Source organism: Candidatus Enterococcus testudinis (assembly GCF_002140915.1).
Taxonomy (GTDB): domain Bacteria; phylum Bacillota; class Bacilli; order Lactobacillales; family Enterococcaceae; genus Enterococcus_D; species Enterococcus_D testudinis.
Map to the genome: position 1 here is coordinate 2,455,552 of NZ_NGKU01000001.1, position 19,308 is coordinate 2,474,859.

Sequence of the window (19,308 nt, forward strand, 5' to 3'; positions counted from 1 at the left end):
ATCATAAATGAAATATTTTTCGTGCGGGAAGTCAACCATACAGCAAAAACTTAAAGAGCGTGATGTTTTTCTGACAGTTTATTGAAGGAATTACAAGACCTACTCTATCGCAACCGTTTGCTTTCTTTATAAGATTATATTTTAGCCGTCACTATAAATCACAAATCTATTGTGCAATAACTTAGGTTTAATTATCAGAAAAATCTTTAAAAACACACATAATTATTGATATTAAAGGACTTTAGATGATTTTTTCAAAAAAAACAATTTACAGCTTGACTATATCCGCAATCGGTTGCATAATGATAGATGTAAACGTAATCATTCATATTAGGAGGAAATAAGATGAAAGTAGATGTAAAGAAATTACTTATCGGGGGCAGTATTCTTAGTTTATCAGCAATGGTGTTAGGCGCATGCGGCAGCAGTAGTGATGATACAGACACGTCTACTGCCGGCGATACAGAAACAAGCACCAAGGTTGAAGGCGATATCAAATTATGGGTCGATACGGAACACATTGATGCACTTCAAGGACAAGTAGATAAATTCGAAGAAGAATATCCTGATGTAACTGTCACAGTTGCTGTTGGCTCTTCTGCAGATGCCAAAGCAGATGTTTCCAAAGATCCAGAACAAGCAGCAGATGTCTTCATGATGCCTCATGACCAAGTTGGACAAATGGCTGAAGCGGGTTTGATTTATCCAATTGGTGAAAAACAAGCTGAAACAATCAAAGATACCAACGTTGAAGCAGCTGTCGATGCGGTTACTTGGCAAGATAAAATTTATGGCTATCCTTACGGCGTCGAATCACAAGTTCTTTATTACAATACGTCTACTTTAAGCGAAGATGATGTGAAAACTTGGGAAGGTTTGACTTCTGCTGGTGTGATCGGTACGAACTTTGCTGAAGATGGCGCCAACTATATTTTCGGACCATTATTTATGAGCAATGGCAACGTCTTATATGGAGATGATGGCGAAGATATCAATGGCACAAACTTCAATAACGAAGCGGGCATCGAAGTGATGCAATGGATTGCGGATCAAAAAGACAATGCAGGTGTTTTACAAGCCAGCGAATCAGCATTATCTGACTTGCAATCTGGTAAATCAGATGCCTTTCTTTCTGGCCCTTGGTCTAAAAATGACGTAGAAAAAGCCCTAGGCGACAACATGGGCGTAGCAGCATATCCAACAATCGATTTCGGCAGCGGCGCACAACAAATGAAAGCTTTCTTGGGCGTGAAATTATATGCGGTCAACCAACAAACACAAGCACCTTTAGCTGCAATGGCACTGGCTGAATATTTAAGTAATCAAGAAACGCAAGAAATCGAATTTACTGAAAATGGCGTAGTTCCTTCTAACAAAGATGCCCAATCATCTGATGCAGTGACTTCTGACGCTGTGGCAAAAGCGGTAATGGAGATGTCAGATACAGATCATTCTGTTGTTATGCCGAAACTGCCAGAGATGGTTTCATTCTGGCCGCCAATGGATGCCTTGATCAATGACACGTACAAAGGTCAAATCAAAGCAGATGATTTCCAAGATAAATTGGACAAATTTGTTTCCGATATTTCAAAAGTAAGTGAATAATCATATACGGGTCGAAAAGGGAAAGCCTGCTTTCCCTTTTCTATTTAAGGAAAGAAAGTAAGGTGAATACACATGTTTAACAAAAAGAATGCTTCAGCTGTCACTTATCGAGAAGTGCTGAAACATGGAGATTGGTCTGAGAAAGCTTCCTTTCTGATCATGGGTTGCGCGAATTTGGCCCACAAACAATGGTTGAAAGGAATCATTTTCCTAGGTGCGCAAATTGGGTTCCTCGCATGGTTTATCCGAAATGGCTTTCACGCGTTGCTCATGTTGCAAACATTAGGTACCCAAAAACAAGGATTGGTCTACAACGAAGCAATGGGTATCGATATTTTGCAAAAAGGCGATAACTCCATGCTCTTACTATTATTCGGTATTGCTTCATTGCTTGTCTGTGTATTATTGATCGTTTTGTATGTCATGAATCTGAAAAGTACACGACATCTTTATACGTTGAAAAAAAACGACCAGCGAATCCCTTCAACAATGGACGATTTGCGTAGTCTTGTGAACGAACGTTTCCACGCAACATTAATGACCATTCCTTTGATTGGGGTCCTATTCTTTACAATCTTACCGCTTTTATACATGATTTCTATTGCATTCACAAATTATGATCACAAAAACCTCCCGCCCAAAAATCTATTTACATGGGTAGGTTTGAGAAACTTCACCAATGTCATTTCAGGAGATATGGCTTCTACGTTTTTCCCAGTTTTGACATGGACATTGATCTGGGCTGTTTTGGCGACGATCACTTGTTTCTTCTTCGGCGTCATTCTTGCATTGCTGATCAATGCGAAAGGTATTCGATACAAGAAGGTATGGCGGACGATTTTTGTTCTGACCATGGCAGTGCCTCAATTTGTTTCGTTATTGATCATGAGAAATCTTTTGAATGGTTCTGGACCAATCAATTCTATTCTCTTGAATCTCGGCTGGATCAATACTGCGATTCCTTTTTTGACAGATCCTTTGTTTGCCAAAGTTAGTATTATCTTCGTCAATATGTGGATCGGTATACCGGCGACAATGTTGGTCACTACCGGTATTTTACAAAACTTAGACCAGGAGCAAATCGAAGCGGCAGAAATTGACGGAGCGAATCGTTTCCAAATTTTCCATTCGATCACTTTCCCGCAAATTCTCTTCGTCATGATGCCAGCGCTGATTCAACAATTTATTGGTAATATCAATAACTTTAATGTCATTTTCCTATTGACAGGCGGCGGTCCTTCTAACTCGAACTACTATGGTGCGGGTTCAACCGACCTTTTAGTAACATGGTTGTATAACTTGACCGTCAATACAATGGATTACAATTTAGCTTCGGTGATTGGTATCCTGATCTTTATTCTATCCGCAGTCTTCAGCCTATTTGCCTACACACGAACCAATTCATATAAGGAGGGATGATCCATGGCTACCAAAACAAAGCAAAACAGTTACAGAAAAGGACAATCGAATACACGTTTCCTCATTTATACTATTCTGATCATATTATCTGTGATCTGGTTATTTCCGATCGTTTGGATCGTTCTCACGAGTTTTAGAAGTGAAGGCGGCGCTTTCGTCCCGTATATTATTCCAAAAGAATTCACATTGGAAAATTATCGCCAACTGCTCGCCAATGACTCAGGCAGTTATCCCTTTGTTCGTTGGTTCTTAAACACCTTATTCGTTGCAACGTGCAGCTGTTTGCTTTCTACATTTATCACGATTGCGATGGCTTACTCATTGTCAAGGTTGCGCTTCAAACTAAGAAAACCATTTTTGAAAGTGGCATTGGTCTTAAATATGTTCCCTGGATTTATGAGTATGATTGCAGTCTACTATATTTTGAAAGCATTGAACTTAACCCAAAGTTTATTGGCCTTGATTTTGGTCTATTCTGCTGGTGCCGCTTTAGGATTCTATGTGGCAAAAGGCTTTTTCGATACGATTCCGATGGCTTTAGACGAATCAGCAATGATCGACGGGGCGAACAAATGGGATATTTTTACAAAAATCACTTTGCCTCTATCAAAACCGATCATCGTTTATACCTCTTTGATGGCCTTTATGGGGCCTTGGATGGACTTTATCTTTGCCCGTATTATTATGGGTGATGATGTCAAGAACTACACAGTTGCGATTGGCCTGTATTCTATGATGACCAAAACCACCGCAAATTCATTGTTCATGTCCTTTACGGCTGGATGTGTCTTGATTGCGATTCCAATCACACTGCTATTTATTTATATGCAAAAATACTACGTTCAAGGAATTACCTCCGGTTCTGTCAAATAACTAGACACTCCCGCTATCTTACTGTATTTCAGCCTATCTTCGATCAAGATGCTGAGATACAGTTTTTTTGCAAAAAAAAATAGAGCAGCCATAGCTGCTCCATTCAGTGTATTGAATTGGGGTGTTGTGTTGTCAAAGAGTAGGTCTGATCAATCTGTTTCGATCAAGCCATATTTACCGTCTTTGCGGCGATACACAATGCTGGTTCCATTGGTTTCGGCATCTTCAAAGATAAAGAAGTTATGTCCAAGCATGTTCATTTGCAGAACAGCTTCTTCACTATCCATTGGTTTCAGCGATAGGCGTTTTGTACGCACGATATCCAAATCTGAACCAATCGTTTCCTCATCATTTGATTCTGACGTGAATAAATCACCATCAGTTGGCGGTACCAATGCTGTTTCTCTTGATTTGCGGTTGATTTTGGTTTTGAATTTGCGAATTTGACGTTCTAATTTATCAACGACCAAATCAATACTAGCATATAGATCAGGTGATGTTTCTTCCGCACGAAGCACTAGAAATGGTAATGGAATCGTTACTTCCACTTTCGCAGTTTTTTCTGTATATACCTTTAAATTAACGTGCGCTGTTGCTTCAGGCACATCATTAAAATAACGTTCTAGTTTACCTACTTTTTTTTCTACGTAGTCGCGGATTGCTTCAGTTACCTCGATATTTTCGCCACGCACATTGTATCTGAACATATAAATTACCCCTTTCGTCTACCAGTAAAGAAGGAAAAGGACCACTCTTTTCTTCTTCTTGATTCTATTATATCGAACTCTGATGAATTTGCCTAGTAAATCGAATATAAATTTCAAACGTTTTCAAAAAAAACGGGTCATCGGGCAAAAGAGATGGATTGAACAGACGCTGGTTGACAGCTATGGATCAGTGCAGCGGCATGATATAACGTTCGACCTGTTGTATAGACGTCGTCCACCAATAAGATCTTCTTTCCCATGATGCATTCTGCTGCTCCCTTCTTCAAGCAAAAAGGCTGAGGGATCGCCATACGTTCTTTCTTTGACAAAGCTGCTAGAGGTGCGAGGGCCATTGGTTTAAGTAAGTGTTCTTCATAGGACAGCCCAGCTGCATCTAATACTGCAGTCACTTGATTGAAGCCTCGGCTCTTGTATCGGTCGGTTGACAAAGGGATTGGAATCAGTTGATCATAGCGATAGGCCTTCAATACTTTTTTGACATCTGTTGCCAAGACGTTTCGTAATCGGTAATCGCCCACCAACTTATATTGGTGCAGCCACTCTTTCATCCCTTCATTGTAAGCAAAGATGCCTCGATGATCGAACACAAAATCCGGATGAGTGCGGGTCCATTCCTGACAGTCCGAACAATGCTGCGTATCCCTTTGTCCGCAACAAGAACAGCACACCTGCCAATCGATCCTCTCTAAGCGATCTTCACAGCTCTGGCATCGTAAGTCGGATGGGATCAAAAGTGGGCATAACAGTTCCAACATAGATACTTCTCTTAACACATCCTGATGGCACCAACTACAAATCATCTGCTAACCACCTTTGTGCCAATTGATTCATGGCTTTGATCTCAGCAATGGCTTTGCGTATGGCTGGCGTCATTTGGTTATAGCAAAAGAGCACTTCCCCATGATTGAAGGCCCCTTTGCGATCAACACGCCCAGCGATCTGAACCAATGCCGATTTGGTGTAGATAGAATGGTTTGCCCCTAAAACAATGACAGAGACCCGTTCAAAAGTCACTCCTCTTTCTAAGATCATTGTGGTAAACAGTATCTGAAATGCCCGTTGACGCGCCTCAGTGACCTTTTCACTCCGTTGGACGTCCTTTGATGAGACACTCGAGATAGAATAATCTGGCAGTTCTTTGGCAATCACGGCTGCAACACGTTCCATATAAGGAATACTCGGGCAAAAGACTAGAACAAAGTTTTTCTCTGCCAACCTTTGCAGTTCTTTGACGAAGGAACGACGCCAGCTTTTGCGCTGGTCAAGCCGTCGCCATTTTTCAAGCCAGTATAACTGCGGAACGATCAAGGGACGCTGATGGAACCGCAAGGGCATTTTTTCGATCTGAAATGTTCCACTGATTTCTTTTAGCAACCGATCTGAAGGCGTCGCGCTCAGATAGATCAAAGCCCCATTTTCGGTCAACGCCTGCTGCAATCCATAACGCAGCTGCTCATCGCCTTCGTAAGGAAAGGCATCCACTTCGTCTACAATGATCAAGGGGAAACTGCGATAAAAATGCAGCAGTTGGTGTGTCGTCGCCACCAATAAATGGGTATAGCGATACGGTTCTTCTGAATCCCCATAAAGCAGTAAGCATGCTTCGTTGGGAAAAGCTTGCTGGATCCTCGGATGTAATTCTCGACAAACATCGATGCGGGGGGAAACGATCGCCACCCGCGCTCCTTTTTGGCGAGCAGCGGCGATCGTTTCAAACATCATTTCCGTTTTCCCAGAGCCAGTCACCGACCACACCAGCGTTGATCGTCCTTCTTGATAGTTTCTGACCAACCGATCAGAGATCGCTTTTTGGAAAGTAGTCAGTACTCCAGGAAAGACTACCTGATGATCGATTGGCTGCACTTGGCTGCTTTGCCAGCATAATTGATGCTCGGATGTTATGCGGCCATAGCGACTGCAACTCGGACAGTAATAATGTCCGGAAGGTAATCGAACATCAGTCTTCACATGTCTTGTGCCACAGCGCTGACAGATGATCACACGCCCCTCTAACACCATAGCGGGTCGGCAATCAATCATCTGTTGCCTTTCTAACACTTCTTCATTGATAACTGCTTGCTGCTTACCCAACATTGACTCCATCTACATCACGCTCCTATCAATAATAAGTACGCAAAAAAAGAGAAATACGACAGTGCGCACTGTCATAGTTCTCTTCAAGATCTTATCTATTTCAATGACTATTCACCAATCAAAGTCAATGCTTGGTCTAATACTTTTTCGCCATTCATCATGCCGTAATCAGCCATGTTGATGACTTCTAATGGAATCCCTTTTGGTGCCAAACGTTTTTCGAAGTCACCTTTCATAAAACGTACTTGCGGTCCTAATAATAGCACGTTGACATCTTTACTTTCAAGATGTTGGTCAGCTTCTGATGCTGAAACTGCAAAGATATCTGCTTCTAAGCCTTTTGCTTCAGCAGCTTTTTGCATTTTTGTTACTAATAAACTTGTACTCATCCCTGCAGAACAAACTAACATGATTGTTTTTTTTGCCATATCGAACACTCCCTGAATTTTAAGAATAAGATAACATTTCCTATCTCTAGTATAAATCAAGTTGCGAATTTGTCAACGCTTTCTATCTATCAGCCAATTTGATTTCACGAGGCGATTAAAAACAATATATTCTTTATTTAGATTGACATGAACGACCTCGTAGCCCGCATTCAGCCATGCATAGGCGCCATTTTCTGGATGGCGGTAATCATTGGCCCACCAATCACTGTTCCTTCGGGCACTTTTCGGTAACCCAGTTGCTGGGAAAAGAAATTCATCAAATTGAGTAAATGTCAGCGTGACTTGTGATCCGCCGTTGTTTTTAAGGTAATGCGTGATTGAATCGTACTTTTTGCGTCTGCCCAGCGTCAACGCCTCCTTTAATTTTTTTGCAGATTGAACTGGAAATTGATATTTGTATCTTACGCCAAGTTTGCCTATACTAGAAACAAAAGGAGGCGATGACCATCGAATCTTATCGAACGATCCGTGAGAATGGCCAAAGTGAGATCGACATCAAAAAATCTCGGTTTATTTGTTTTCTAAAACGAATAACTGATGAAGAAGACGCCAAACAATTTATTCAACAAATCAAAAAAGAGCATTGGAGAGCCAATCACAATTGCAGTGCTTATGTTCTAGGCACACATCACGAGATCCAACGCAGCAGTGACGATGGAGAACCTAGCGGCACTGCTGGAGTCCCTATCTTAGAAGTCTTGAAAAAAAATCAACTAATCAATGTCGTTGCTGTTGTCACTCGGTATTTTGGTGGCACAAAGTTAGGTGCCGGCGGCTTGATTCGTGCCTATTCAAGTGCAGTCTCAGCTGGTCTTTCTGAAGTGGGCCTTGTCGAAGGCATCTATCATCAATCATTGCTTTTGACGATCGACTATTCGTTACTCGGAAAGTTGCAAAATTATTTAGCGTTGCAACAAATGGTTATCAATGACATTGAATATACCGATAAAATCACGCTGACATTGATGGTTCCTGATTCAGACAAAGAACACGTTGAAGCAGCATTGATTGATCTGCTCCAAGGACAGGTCACAATGACACATGGCGCGGCTTCATATGTCGAAAGAGCCATTTCCCACTCAGCAGCTGATGAGTGACCCGCAAGTCTCTTGCTTTTTTCGCATACTTCCTGCTTCAATGATAAAAAAGGCCGATAGCACACTGCACAGAGAAACGCTCATTCCACTGCTGCGCTGCATATCGGCTTATTTGCGCAGGCGCAAAATCGATTATTTTTCCATATAAAACTCAAAACGATTCCCAGCATATTGCGTTCTGACATATTCAAAGGGTTGCCCATTTTCGAATGAAGTAATTTGCCGCATACGCAAAATCGCATCGCCACGTTTTAAATCTAGATATTCTGCAATCTGTTCAGAAGCCAGCATTGCTGAAATCGTTTGAGAAGAACCGCCAATTTTGTGATGGCCTTTCTCTTCTAATACTTTATAAAGGGAAGAGATAATCTCATCTTTGCTTAGATCACGAATCAACTTTTCAGGGATACTAGCTACTTCAAAACAAATCGGCACATCGTCAGCATAGCGGATCCGCTCCATTCTCAAAATGGTTTCGTGGCCTGCAAGCTGCAGCTTTTCCATCTCGCTTGAACTAGGTGCAGTCAAAAAATAAGCAACAGCTTTACTTGACGGCACACGGCCAAGGGAATGCATGATTTCTGTAAAACTGGTTGTCCCAGTCATCTTTTCTTGGACTTTTTGACGAGATACATAGGTACCAGATCCGATTTTGCGTTCAAGGATCCCTTCATCAGCCAATGTTTGAATGGCTTGTCGTAAAGTCATTCGGCTAACGCCAAATTGTTTAGACAACTCCCTTTCAGAAGGCAAACGGTCGCCGATTTTGTACGTATTGTCTTCAATATTTGCTTTGATTTGATCATGAATTTGAATATAAACAGGTAACTTTTCCACCACAATACATTCCTCCGTTCCTCTTCATTATAACTGGTATATACCTAAAATACCAATAGAACAGCCGAAAAAAAGCCTTAAAAATTTACATGGGCCAATTCTCTTTTCCTAGTTTGAAGCCTATTCCAAAAGAATTGGCTCATATTTGATTTTTAAGCCCTTTTTATATCGGATGAAATTGGTTTAGCTGTTCGACACCTTTTCTTCAGCATCCATTGCTTTATTGGCAGTCGCCATCAATAAGCGAATGCGGTTCAACTGATTCACGACGGAAACACCCGGATCGTAATCGATGGCTGCAATATTGGCTTTAGGGTATTGATGACGCAATTCTTTCATAACCCCTTTACCGACCACATGGTTTGGCAGACAACCAAATGGCTGTAAACAAATGATATTATTGACTTCATGTTTCAGCAATTCAATCATTTCCCCCGTCAAGAACCAGCCTTCGCCAGTATGATTGCCGATTGAAATGATTTTACTGGCTTCATCAGCCAATTGGTGGATCGAATCAATCCCATCAAACCGATTTGACGCCCGTAGCGCTTTATCCATCGGTTTTTGGATTTTTTCTATCATTGCGATCATAAAGTTTGCCAACAATTGGCTTTTCTTGGCCATACCCAAATGTTCATACCGCCATACTTGATTGTATAAAGAATAGTTCATAAAGCCGACAATATCAGGCACTACAGCTTCTGCGCCTTCTGCCTCCAACAATCGAACGATATCATTATTCGCAGTCGGTGAATATTTCACTAAGATTTCTCCAACCACACCTACGCGTGGTTTGCGCACATCGGTCAAAGGAATCGTATCAAAATCATGGATGATTTTTTTCAAATAGCGATTAAAGAGTGAAAATGAGCCATTGCGAATGTTTTTTTCGATTCTTTTGATCCAGTCTTGATGAAGTTGATCCACAGCCCCTGCTACTTGTTCATACGGCCGCGTACGATATACCAAACGCTCAAACAAATCGCCATATAAAAACGCCACTGCCACGCGCTTCATCATCGGATAGGTGAAGCGGAAACCAGGATTGGATTCGACACCTGTATTGCCCATTGAAATCGAGACAACTGGTACCTGTGGAAATCCGGCATCATTCAATGCTTTTCTCAATAACGGAATGTAATTCGTTGCACGACAGCCGCCGCCTGTCTGCGTCATCAATACACTGGTATTTTCCACATCATAGGTTCCACTTTGCAACGCTTCTACGAGTTGGCCGATTGAAATGATCGCTGGATAACACGCATCGTTATTCACGAAGCGCAAGCCGACATTGACCGCTTCTCGATCATCCGCTGGCAAGCAGACGACCCGATAACCAGAAGCCTGCAAGGCAACATCTACCAAACCACTTTGATGGATCGGTGATAACATAGGCAGTAATAGTGTGTGCTGTTTGCGCATATCCTTTGTGAAGGTGATTTTGGCTGGTTCTTCGAATTGTTTTTTGGGTTCAAAATGCGTTTTGTCTCGTTCATTGACAGCAGCTTTCAACGAGCGCAGCCGAATACGGATGGCCCCCAAGTTTGCTCCTTCGTCAATTTTTAAGACTGTATATAGTTTGCCATACTGGGCCATGATTTCTTCCACTTGGTCTGTTGTCACCGCATCGATGCCACACCCAAAGGAGTTCAATTGAACCAATTCCAAATTCTTGTTCTTAGCAACTACACGGGCAGCTGCATACAACCGGGAATGATAGACCCATTGATCGACGACGCGTAAATTACCGACATTGCCTAAATGGGCGATACTATCTTCCGTCAAGACATGAAACCCTTCTTGGGTAATCACTTCTGCGATACCATGATTGATTTCAGGATCCAAGTGATAGGGCCGCCCCGACAATACGATACCTTTTTGATTGCTTTCCATCAGCATGCGCAACGTTTCTTCGCCTCTTGCAGCAATATCTGCTTTGCATTGGTCCAGTTCTTCAAAGCCATGGCGCAATGCAGCTGCTATCTGGTCTTTAGAAAAATGGAAGTCTTGGAAAGCTGCGGTCAAGGTTTTAACCATAGATGATTCATCTGCTAAGTTTAAAAATGGACAGCGGTAATCGACAAGTCCTTCACGAATCGCATCGACATTGTTGCGAATCACTTCGGGATAGCTTTGAACGATTGGGCAATTAAAATTATTTTCAGCAGTGGCCGTTTCTTTCCGTTCAAAGATCACGCCTGGATAGAAAATCAACGGGACTTCCTGATCAATCAAGGCTTGAATATGACCATGCGCCAGCTTAGCTGGATAACAAACGGTATCGCTAGGGATTGTTTCGATGCCTTTTTCATACAAATCCTTATTTGATCTTGGGGATAGTGTGACGCTAAACCCTAATTCACTAAAGAATGTATGCCATAACGGATAGTTTTCATATACATTCAAGACCCGAGGCAGCCCGATTTTTCCGTGAATGGCTTCCTTCTTTCTTAAAGAGCGGTATTTAAACATCCGGCGATATTTTTCATCAACCAAGTTGACTTTGCGGTCTTCTTTTTTGATTTTGATACGCGCGCCACGCTCGCAGCGATTCCCGGTGATAAATTTACGACCATCAGAAAACAAAGTGACGGTCAATAAACAATTATTCTCACATAATCCACAATGCGTGAACTCTTTTTCGGCTTCAAAAGATTCCATTTCGCCCAATGACAACAAGGTGCTTTCTGCCCCTAACTCATAGTTTTCCAATGAAATCAGTGCAGCCCCATATGCCCCCATCAAACCGGCAATCGATGGCCGGACAACTTCTCGCCCACTGATTAATTCAAACGCTCGCAAGACAGCCTCATTATAGAAAGTCCCGCCTTGACAAACGATTTTTTCACCCAAATCTTCTGGACGTCGAATCTTGATGACTTTGTAAATGGCATTCTTGATGACTGAATAAGATAAGCCTGCGGAGATATCCCCTACTGAGGCGCCTTCTTTTTGAACTTGTTTGACTTTAGAATTCATAAAGACGGTACAACGTGAACCCAAGTCAACAGGCGCCTTGGCATGGACAGCTGCTTGGGCAAAATCACGGACATCCTGATTCATCGATTTGGCAAAGGTTTCAATAAAAGAACCGCAACCGGATGAACAAGCTTCATTCAACTGAATAGAAGACAACGCACCATCTTTGATGGTCATGGCTTTCATGTCCTGACCACCAATATCTAAAATAAAGTCGACCCCCGGTTGAAAATGATTGGCAGCTTTATAATGGGCCATGGTTTCTACTTCACCAAGATCCACTTTCAAAGCATGTTTGATCAAATGTTCTCCATAGCCAGTAATCGTTGACTTGGCAATAAAGACATCCGCTGGCATCTTTTGATAAAGGTCTTTTAAGACCGTCATCGTGGTTGCTAAGGGCTCTCCCTCATTATTGCCATAAAAAGAAAAAAGTATGTCGCCGATTTCATTGATCAAAACAACTTTGGTGGTCGTCGATCCGGCATCAATTCCTAGAAATGCTGGTCCAGTGTGGTGTTGCAACGGTTTTTCTGGTGCCACAGCTTGGGCGTGGCGTTCACGAAAATCAGCCAACGCAGCATCATCAGCAAACAGCGGTGCTAAAGTATCTGAGGGCATCAATTTCCCTTGCGCTCCATTCGTCAAACGATCTAATAACGTTGTAATTGAACGTTCATCCTCCGCATAAAGGGCTGCACCCATAGCCACAAATAATTGAGGGTTTTCTGGAAAAATAATATCCTCGGCTTTCAAGTCCAGTGTATCAATAAATCGTTGGCGCAATTCCGACATGAAGTATAATGGGCCACCTAAAAATGCCACTTTGCCTTTGATTTTACGGCCTGCCGCTAAACCAGCAATTGTCTGATTCACTACTGCTTGAAAGATACTCGCAGCAATATCCGCCTTTGCGGCACCTTCATTGATCAATGGCTGCACATCAGTCTTGGCAAACACACCGCACCTAGAAGCTATGGGGTATAGGGTTTGGTAATCTTTGGCTAATTCATTGACCCCATTTGCATCTGTTTTCAACAAAACAGCTATCTGATCAATAAAGGCACCTGTACCACCGGCACAACTCCCATTCATCCGTTGTTCCAAAGCACCTTCAAAAAAGGTGATTTTCGCATCTTCTCCACCTAATTCGATCGCCACATCGGTTTCAGGAATAAACGTTTCTACTGTTTCTGTGCAGGCAATCACCTCTTGAACGAAAGGGATATGCAAAACTTCTGCTAAGCCCATCCCCCCAGAACCTGTGATCGCCAAAGCCATTGACTGCGACCCAATGAGTTGTTGCGCCTCTGTCAGAATCCGTTGTGTGGCACCTTGAATATCCGCAAAATGCCGCTCATATTTTGCAAAAATCGTCCTATTGTCTTCATCAAGCACCACGAATTTGACTGTCGTCGAACCTACGTCGATGCCTGCTTTATATTTTTTCATGTTGGGCCTCCATTTAAACAACACATTGTTGAATAACTAACAAACTGTTTGTTATAATACTTATGTCTATTGTAAAACAATTCATTGATAATTCAACAAACAGATTCATGCAAGGTGTGGGTTAAGCAACATTCCCCTAGAATCTGTTGTTTAAATTGAGAGGAAGTTCACATGTGAAAAAGACGGATCTCCGAGTACAACGTACCAACAAATTAATTGTCGACGCTTTTATTCGTTTAGTCGAACAAAAAGGTTACGAACAAGTCACTGTCCAAGATATTGCCGATGAAGCGATGATCAATCGTGCGACCTTCTATGCCCACTACAAAGATAAACAAGACTTATACGAACGCATCTTTGATTTGGCTCTTGATTCCTTCTCAGATATTCTTTCATTAGAAGATTTGGTACAAGGTAATTTGATCAAACTCAAAAAAGTCGAAATTACCATGACCCATATTTTCAAACACATCCATGAAAACAGCCAGTTTTATTTGACGATCATGGATGGTGCTGCGATTGAAATCATTCGTCGGAAATTAGGTATCTTGCTCACGGAGCGCTATGATGCCATTTTCTCTTCACTTCGCATCACCGAGAGCAATATCGAAGTTCCCCTTGATTTCATTATTGAATACATCACATCGATTTTTGTCGGTACTTTGCATTGGTGGCTGACGTCAGACACTACGATGCCACCCAATCAGTTGGCTAAATTGGTGATCAAGTTAGTAGCGAATGGTCATTTGACGGTTTTGGGGATTGAGATTGAGGATTAAAAAAAACTGCCATCGGCAGTTTTTTTGTCAGTATCATGGCTTAACGATTCTTCGCCCGCCATTTAATCGTGTCTTGCGTTTGCCGTTGTTTCTTGACTTTGATTCCTTTAGGTGCCACATTGATGACATATTCATTTTTCTTCATGACATCATATACATGTTCAGCCGCTTCAGTGACTTTATCTTTGATATTCAATTTGAACTTCATTCGTCTCATCTCCTGTATTCTTTTCTTTAAGCCTATCGTAAATGAAAAAAATCTTCAACTTATAACCCTTGATCTGTACCGGCATCCCTTGAAATAAATAACGAAAAAAAGCAGCGATAATTCTCGCTGCTTTTTGACTGATTCATACTTGACTGGGGTAGCTGGATTCGAACCAACGCATGACGGAGTCAAAGTCCGTTGCCTTACCGCTTGGCTATACCCCAATAAATGGTGGAGGAGAGTGGATTCGAACCACTGAACCCTAAGGAACGGATTTACAGTCCGTCGCGTTTAGCCACTTCGCTACTCCTCCAAAAGCTTTCTTAAAAACCTGACAATAGTTATAATACCGAAAAAGATAACAAATTGCAAGAGCAAAATGCAACTTTTTCTAGAAATTAATCATGTAAATTCCATTGTCGAATAACCGTTTCGATGGCCGTTTCTAAACTACGACTTGCGCCTAGATCTTCATCCCCTAAAAAGCTTTGAAATTCTTTAGGTCCCATGGTCATAATCTCGCCGATCATTTTTTTGCCGATGAACAGTTGATTGACGGTATAGTCTTTGCCATGAATAGGTTTAATTGTCTCTTCGATTCGTACTTCAATATCTTTATTTTTTTTAGACATGTCTGACACCCCTCTTCTAAAGCACTTCATTATTCTACCAGAAAATCATGAAAAGCAAAAGCAAATCTCATTTGAAAACGAAAAAATATGCCCAGTCTTGCGACTGGCATATTTTTTCGCATCATTATGCTTGATTGGTCAATACAGCACTGGTAATAGTATACCCAGCATCATTTAACACACGTTTGATTTCATCAACTTGACGTGATTCCACTTGAATCTCAACAATCGTCTTCAATGCCATCCGGTTGACGACCACTGTCAAAATACTCATCTGATGCGCCGCCAATAATTTTGTGACATCTGCTAGTACGCCAACATGATCATCGGTGATTTCGATGGACACTCGTGTACCACCATCATGATAGCCGGTGATTTTGAGGAAAGCATCAAAAATATCATTATTGGTAATGATCCCAACTAAGCGCGTGTCTTCTAATACTGGCAAGACACCAACATTCTCGCCCCGCATCAAAGAAATCGCATCTTCTAATAAAGCATCTGGCGCGACTGTCGTCACTTTCTTCAACATAATATCGGCCACTATGGTTTTGTTCAACAGATAGTTCATTTCGTAGACACTTAAGCTCGTTGCTTTCGAGGGCATCGCTTCAGCGATTGTCCCTTCCGTGATCAAGCCAACTAGTTTATCTTGATCGACGACTGGCAAACGATGGATATCATGCTGTTTCATTAAATCAACTGCATCGAAAATCGGGGTGTTGGATTGGACAGTCACCACCGATTTGGTCATAAAATCACTCACACTCATCTCTTTATCCTCCTAAATAAGCCTTGCGGACTTCATCACTGGCTAGCAGCTCTTGGCCCGTTCCTTCTAAAACAATCTTTCCGGTTTCAAGTACATAGCCGCGATCCGCGATCGATAAAGCCATCTTGGCATTTTGTTCAATCAATAAGACCGTCGTCCCTTGTTCTTTGATCTCTTGGATGATCGAAAAAATCTCTTTGATAAAAATCGGTGCCAATCCCATGGATGGTTCGTCTAGCAACAGCAGACGAGGTTTAGACATCAATGCACGACCCATCGCCAACATTTGCTGTTCTCCCCCCGACAAGGTTGCAGCGTCTTGCGACAAACGTTCTTTCAATACTGGGAACTTTTGGTAAACTTGTTCGTAATCAGCTTTCACACCGTTGTCTTTTCGTAAGAATGCGCCCATTTCTAAATTTTCTTGGACGGTCAAACCAGGAAAGACATGTCGACCTTCTGGGACTTGCGATAAACCAGAAGCAACGATTTTTTGCGGCGCTTCTTTTTCAATGGTTTTGCCTTCAAATGTCACACTGCCCTTAGAGGGACGGATCAATCCGGAAATCGTTCTTAAAATAGTGGTTTTCCCAGCGCCATTGGCACCGATCAGTGAGACGATTTCGCCTTCTTCTACATGAAAGGACACATCATGAACGGCTTGGATCATCCCGTAATGCACACTAAGATTTTGAATATTCAGCATTAGATTTCCCCTCCCAGATAGGCTTCGATCACCCGTGGATTATTTTTGATTTCTTCCGGTTGACCATGAGCGATGACTTGCCCGTATTCCAATACATAGATTCGTTCGCAAACTTCCATGACCAAACTCATGTCATGTTCAATCAATAGAATCGTCAATTGAAAATCTTTTTGGATCTGATAGATCAGTTTCGTTAAATCAGCTGTTTCTTGCGGATTCATGCCGGCCGCCGGTTCATCCAAAAATAAAATTTTTGGCTCTGTCGCCAATGCCCGCACGATTTCTAGACGGCGTTGTTCTCCGTAAGGTAAATTCTTTGCCAATGTTTGACTTTTGCCATCCAAATCAAATATTCGCAGCAGATCTAACACTTTTTCCCGCATCTTTTCTTCATTCTTGTAAAACTTAGGCAAACGCAGAATGCTGGTGAACAACCCTTCATTGTGTTTGCTGTTCATAGCGATCAAGACATTGTCCATCACCGTTAAATCTTTGAACAAACGAATATTTTGAAAGGTCCTTGAAAGACCTAAATCAGCAATTTTATACGGTTTCCGACCATTTAAGCGGACAGGTTTGCCTTGTTCTTCCAGCAAGACATCCCCCTCACTTGGTTCATACACACCAGTCAACAAATTGAATAAGGTGGTTTTTCCAGCACCATTGGGGCCAATCAACCCGACAAGTTCATTGTGTTCAAGATGCAAATCAACATGTGATACAGCGGCCAAACCGCCGAAATTTTTGGTTAGACTTTTAACTTCTAATAGAGGCATCTTTGTCATCCCCCTTTTTCGAGAATTTATCCACTAAGCGTTTCACTGAGAACTCCCAAGTCCCCAATAAGCCGCTTGGTTTGAAGATCATGATGATGATCAAGGCCAACGCGTAAATAATCATCCGCAAGTCAGAGAAGCCTTGCAAATACATATTTAGAATACCCAAAACAATAGCTGAAACAACTGCGCCTGTTGTGCTGCCCAGCCCGCCAAACACGACAATGATCAAGACATCGATCGATTTCATAAACCCATAATCTTTTGGAAAGACCGATTGTTGATAACTGGCATACAACGTGCCTGCAATACTAGCCAATACCGCCCCCATAACAAAGGCAATGACCTTATACTTGGTTGTATTGACACCCATTGATTCAGCGGCGATCTCATCTTCACGAACCGCCAATGTTGCCCGCCCTGGACCACTATGGATAAAATTCGATACCACAAGAATCGATAAAAAGGCAAAGATAAAAACGATTTGCCAATTACTGAATTGCGGTAAGCCAAAAATACCTGCAGGACCATTGGTCAAGCCTCTTAAGTTGATCAGTAAAATCCGAATAATTTCAGAAACACCTAATGTGGCGATGGCTAGATAATCACCTTTTAAGCGAAGTGTAGGAATACCCACGACCAATGCAATAAAACCTGAAACCAGCATCCCCACCAAGAGACCACTTAGAAAGCCCCCGAAGGTTGGATTGTTGGCAGAAAGAATCGCTCCTGCATAGGCACCGATTGCCATAAAACCAGCATGTCCCAATGAGAACTGTCCAGAAAAACCGATGATCAAGTTCAAGCCAACTGCCAAAATAATATTGATACCGATATTGACAATGATCGCATCTGAGAACAAGTTGATCATCCCACCGTTATAAGCGGCAAATAAACCAAAGTAAACGATAGCTGCCAGAGCGAGCCAAATCAAATTATATTTTATATTCTTTTTCATTCTGACCACCTACACTTTCTCTTTGATATTTTTGCCTAAGATCCCTGCAGGACGTACAAGCAATATAATTATTAAAATTGCATACACCAACGCATCCTTATAATCGGAAAAGCCGAGGGCTGTTGCAGTTGTTTCTATCAAGCCAATCACAAAACCACCCAATGCAGCACCTGGAATAATCCCAATGCCGCCCAAAACAGCCGCCACAAATGATTTAAGCCCTGGTACAACACCCATGGAAGGATCAATGGAATTGTAATACAAACCAATCAACATACCGCCAGCGGCTGCCAAAGCTGAACCTAAAGCAAAGGTAAATGAAATCGTCCGATTGACATTGATTCCCATCAAACGCGCTGCATCAGCATCGACACTCACTGCCCGCATCGCCTTACCCATTCTAGTTTTTTTGACAATTAGCTGCAATAAGATCATCAACGTCAACGAGATAGCCAGAATCAACAATTGAATATTGCTGACTTCGATGAAGCCGATTGAATACGTCTTACGCGCGATTGCTTGCGGAAAAGGACGGACATCGGCTGAAAAGAAAAAGATCATGATATTTTGTAAAAAATAAGATACACCGATCGCCGTGATCAATGCTGAGATTCGCGTTGAATTTCGTAGTGGCCGATACGCCAAAAACTCGATTGTCACCCCTAAAGCAGCACTAGCGATCATTGAGATAAACAGCGCCGGGAAAAAGCCTAATTGCCATTGATTGATCAAAAAGTAGCCAATAAAACTACCAATCATATATACCTCACCATGGGCGAAGTTGATTAATTTAATGATACCATACACCATCGTATAACCCAGAGCGAGTAGGGCATAGATACTACCCAAGAACAAGCCGTTGATCAATTGCTGGATCATCATTTCCATATGCTCACATCCAATATTTTTTTATATGTACTTCATTGATAACAAAGAGAAAAGAA

At 41.9% G+C, this 19,308-nt stretch carries 19 protein-coding genes and 2 tRNA genes; 5 read left to right on the forward strand and 16 right to left on the reverse strand.

Features of this window, described 5'->3' with window-relative positions; all coding sequences use genetic code 11:
- The first annotated feature begins 345 nt into the window (after positions 1-345).
- From A5886_RS11890 to A5886_RS11900, 3 genes are all read left to right on the forward strand, one after another.
- On the forward strand, positions 346-1,605 hold the full coding sequence (locus tag A5886_RS11890) for an extracellular solute-binding protein (protein ID WP_086275329.1): 1,260 nt from the start codon (positions 346-348) through the stop codon (positions 1,603-1,605).
- Between the two features lie 72 nt (positions 1,606-1,677).
- A complete protein-coding gene (locus A5886_RS11895) occupies positions 1,678-3,024 on the forward strand; it encodes a carbohydrate ABC transporter permease (protein WP_086275330.1) in 1,347 nt (448 codons plus the stop codon).
- Positions 3,025-3,027: 3 nt separating this feature from the next.
- Complete coding sequence (locus A5886_RS11900; protein WP_086275331.1) at positions 3,028-3,897, forward strand: sugar ABC transporter permease; 870 nt, start codon at positions 3,028-3,030, stop codon at positions 3,895-3,897.
- A 149-nt stretch (positions 3,898-4,046) separates the two neighbouring features.
- Here the strand turns inward: A5886_RS11900 and hpf are convergent, their stop codons facing one another.
- The 5 genes from hpf to A5886_RS11925 all read right to left on the reverse strand — a co-directional run bounded on the left by hpf (position 4,047) and on the right by A5886_RS11925 (position 7,513).
- Entirely contained in the window at positions 4,047-4,604 is a 558-nt protein-coding gene (hpf, locus tag A5886_RS11905) for a ribosome hibernation-promoting factor, HPF/YfiA family (RefSeq protein ID WP_086275332.1), read from the reverse strand.
- A gap of 137 nt (positions 4,605-4,741) precedes the next feature.
- The gene (locus A5886_RS11910; RefSeq protein ID WP_086275333.1) at positions 4,742-5,425 is read right to left on the reverse strand and encodes a ComF family protein; all 684 of its coding nucleotides are present in this window, start codon (positions 5,423-5,425) and stop codon (positions 4,742-4,744) included.
- Entirely contained in the window at positions 5,415-6,728 is a 1,314-nt protein-coding gene (locus A5886_RS11915) for a DEAD/DEAH box helicase (RefSeq protein ID WP_086275334.1), read from the reverse strand. Before A5886_RS11915 ends, A5886_RS11910 begins: the two co-directional genes overlap by 11 nt.
- Before the next feature lie 98 nt (positions 6,729-6,826).
- Positions 6,827-7,147, reverse strand: a complete 321-nt coding sequence (locus A5886_RS11920) for a PTS sugar transporter subunit IIB (RefSeq protein WP_005228768.1) — start codon at positions 7,145-7,147, stop codon at positions 6,827-6,829.
- Between the two features lie 72 nt (positions 7,148-7,219).
- Positions 7,220-7,513 (reverse strand): DUF7662 domain-containing protein, encoded by a 294-nt coding sequence (locus A5886_RS11925; protein WP_086276052.1) that lies wholly within the window; start codon positions 7,511-7,513, stop codon positions 7,220-7,222.
- A gap of 95 nt (positions 7,514-7,608) precedes the next feature.
- Between A5886_RS11925 and A5886_RS11930 the strand changes: the two genes are divergently transcribed.
- The gene (locus A5886_RS11930; RefSeq protein WP_086275335.1) at positions 7,609-8,265 is read left to right on the forward strand and encodes a YigZ family protein; all 657 of its coding nucleotides are present in this window, start codon (positions 7,609-7,611) and stop codon (positions 8,263-8,265) included.
- Between the two features lie 132 nt (positions 8,266-8,397).
- Here A5886_RS11930 and A5886_RS11935 read toward each other — a convergent pair whose 3' ends face one another.
- Positions 8,398-9,105: a GntR family transcriptional regulator gene (locus A5886_RS11935; RefSeq protein WP_086275336.1), complete on the reverse strand. Its 708-nt coding sequence runs from the start codon at positions 9,103-9,105 to the stop codon at positions 8,398-8,400.
- A 180-nt stretch (positions 9,106-9,285) separates the two neighbouring features.
- Positions 9,286-13,533: a 2-hydroxyacyl-CoA dehydratase gene (locus tag A5886_RS11940; RefSeq protein ID WP_086275337.1), complete on the reverse strand. Its 4,248-nt coding sequence runs from the start codon at positions 13,531-13,533 to the stop codon at positions 9,286-9,288.
- A 173-nt stretch (positions 13,534-13,706) separates the two neighbouring features.
- Between A5886_RS11940 and A5886_RS11945 the strand changes: the two genes are divergently transcribed.
- On the forward strand, positions 13,707-14,312 hold the full coding sequence (locus A5886_RS11945; RefSeq protein ID WP_086275338.1) for a TetR/AcrR family transcriptional regulator: 606 nt from the start codon (positions 13,707-13,709) through the stop codon (positions 14,310-14,312).
- Between the two features lie 40 nt (positions 14,313-14,352).
- On the opposite strand, the gene A5886_RS15900 is transcribed toward A5886_RS11945, so the two are convergent.
- The 9 genes from A5886_RS15900 to A5886_RS11985 form a co-directional block, all read right to left on the reverse strand.
- The gene (locus A5886_RS15900; RefSeq protein ID WP_179190034.1) at positions 14,353-14,520 is read right to left on the reverse strand and encodes a hypothetical protein; all 168 of its coding nucleotides are present in this window, start codon (positions 14,518-14,520) and stop codon (positions 14,353-14,355) included.
- A 152-nt stretch (positions 14,521-14,672) separates the two neighbouring features.
- A tRNA-Gln gene (locus tag A5886_RS11950) sits at positions 14,673-14,744 on the reverse strand.
- A 5-nt stretch (positions 14,745-14,749) separates the two neighbouring features.
- A tRNA-Tyr gene (locus A5886_RS11955) sits at positions 14,750-14,833 on the reverse strand.
- Positions 14,834-14,918: 85 nt separating this feature from the next.
- Positions 14,919-15,152: a DUF2969 domain-containing protein gene (locus A5886_RS11960; protein ID WP_086275339.1), complete on the reverse strand. Its 234-nt coding sequence runs from the start codon at positions 15,150-15,152 to the stop codon at positions 14,919-14,921.
- Between the two features lie 124 nt (positions 15,153-15,276).
- Positions 15,277-15,924, reverse strand: a complete 648-nt coding sequence (locus tag A5886_RS11965) for a CBS and ACT domain-containing protein (RefSeq protein ID WP_086275340.1) — start codon at positions 15,922-15,924, stop codon at positions 15,277-15,279.
- Between the two features lie 4 nt (positions 15,925-15,928).
- Positions 15,929-16,630, reverse strand: coding sequence for an ABC transporter ATP-binding protein (locus A5886_RS11970; protein WP_086275341.1), 702 nt, complete (start codon positions 16,628-16,630; stop codon positions 15,929-15,931).
- Entirely contained in the window at positions 16,630-17,406 is a 777-nt protein-coding gene (locus tag A5886_RS11975) for an ABC transporter ATP-binding protein (protein WP_086275342.1), read from the reverse strand. Before A5886_RS11975 ends, A5886_RS11970 begins: the two co-directional genes overlap by 1 nt.
- Positions 17,387-18,364: a branched-chain amino acid ABC transporter permease gene (locus tag A5886_RS11980; RefSeq protein WP_086275343.1), complete on the reverse strand. Its 978-nt coding sequence runs from the start codon at positions 18,362-18,364 to the stop codon at positions 17,387-17,389. Before A5886_RS11980 ends, A5886_RS11975 begins: the two co-directional genes overlap by 20 nt.
- A gap of 9 nt (positions 18,365-18,373) precedes the next feature.
- On the reverse strand, positions 18,374-19,252 hold the full coding sequence (locus A5886_RS11985) for a branched-chain amino acid ABC transporter permease (protein ID WP_054115458.1): 879 nt from the start codon (positions 19,250-19,252) through the stop codon (positions 18,374-18,376).
- Between the last annotated feature and the right edge of the window lie 56 nt (positions 19,253-19,308).

What these genes read in the sequence shown, in the direction of transcription:
- A5886_RS11910 (WP_086275333.1), bottom strand. Translation starts at nt 5,425, where the DNA reads ATGATTTGTAGTTGGTGCCATCAGGATGTGTTAAGAGAAGTATCTATG.
- hpf (WP_086275332.1), bottom strand. Translation starts at nt 4,604, where the DNA reads ATGTTCAGATACAATGTGCGTGGCGAAAATATCGAGGTAACTGAAGCA.
- A5886_RS15900 (WP_179190034.1), bottom strand. Translation starts at nt 14,520, where the DNA reads ATGAAGTTCAAATTGAATATCAAAGATAAAGTCACTGAAGCGGCTGAA.
- A5886_RS11970 (WP_086275341.1), bottom strand. Translation starts at nt 16,630, where the DNA reads ATGCTGAATATTCAAAATCTTAGTGTGCATTACGGGATGATCCAAGCC.
- A5886_RS11890 (WP_086275329.1), top strand. Translation starts at nt 346, where the DNA reads ATGAAAGTAGATGTAAAGAAATTACTTATCGGGGGCAGTATTCTTAGT.
- A5886_RS11940 (WP_086275337.1), bottom strand. Translation starts at nt 13,533, where the DNA reads ATGAAAAAATATAAAGCAGGCATCGACGTAGGTTCGACGACAGTCAAA.
- A5886_RS11965 (WP_086275340.1), bottom strand. Translation starts at nt 15,924, where the DNA reads ATGAGTGTGAGTGATTTTATGACCAAATCGGTGGTGACTGTCCAATCC.
- A5886_RS11975 (WP_086275342.1), bottom strand. Translation starts at nt 17,406, where the DNA reads ATGCCTCTATTAGAAGTTAAAAGTCTAACCAAAAATTTCGGCGGTTTG.
- A5886_RS11930 (WP_086275335.1), top strand. Translation starts at nt 7,609, where the DNA reads ATGACCATCGAATCTTATCGAACGATCCGTGAGAATGGCCAAAGTGAG.
- A5886_RS11900 (WP_086275331.1), top strand. Translation starts at nt 3,028, where the DNA reads ATGGCTACCAAAACAAAGCAAAACAGTTACAGAAAAGGACAATCGAAT.
- A5886_RS11895 (WP_086275330.1), top strand. Translation starts at nt 1,678, where the DNA reads ATGTTTAACAAAAAGAATGCTTCAGCTGTCACTTATCGAGAAGTGCTG.
- A5886_RS11960 (WP_086275339.1), bottom strand. Translation starts at nt 15,152, where the DNA reads ATGTCTAAAAAAAATAAAGATATTGAAGTACGAATCGAAGAGACAATT.
- A5886_RS11985 (WP_054115458.1), bottom strand. Translation starts at nt 19,252, where the DNA reads ATGGAAATGATGATCCAGCAATTGATCAACGGCTTGTTCTTGGGTAGT.
- A5886_RS11980 (WP_086275343.1), bottom strand. Translation starts at nt 18,364, where the DNA reads ATGAAAAAGAATATAAAATATAATTTGATTTGGCTCGCTCTGGCAGCT.
- A5886_RS11920 (WP_005228768.1), bottom strand. Translation starts at nt 7,147, where the DNA reads ATGGCAAAAAAAACAATCATGTTAGTTTGTTCTGCAGGGATGAGTACA.
- A5886_RS11915 (WP_086275334.1), bottom strand. Translation starts at nt 6,728, where the DNA reads ATGGAGTCAATGTTGGGTAAGCAGCAAGCAGTTATCAATGAAGAAGTG.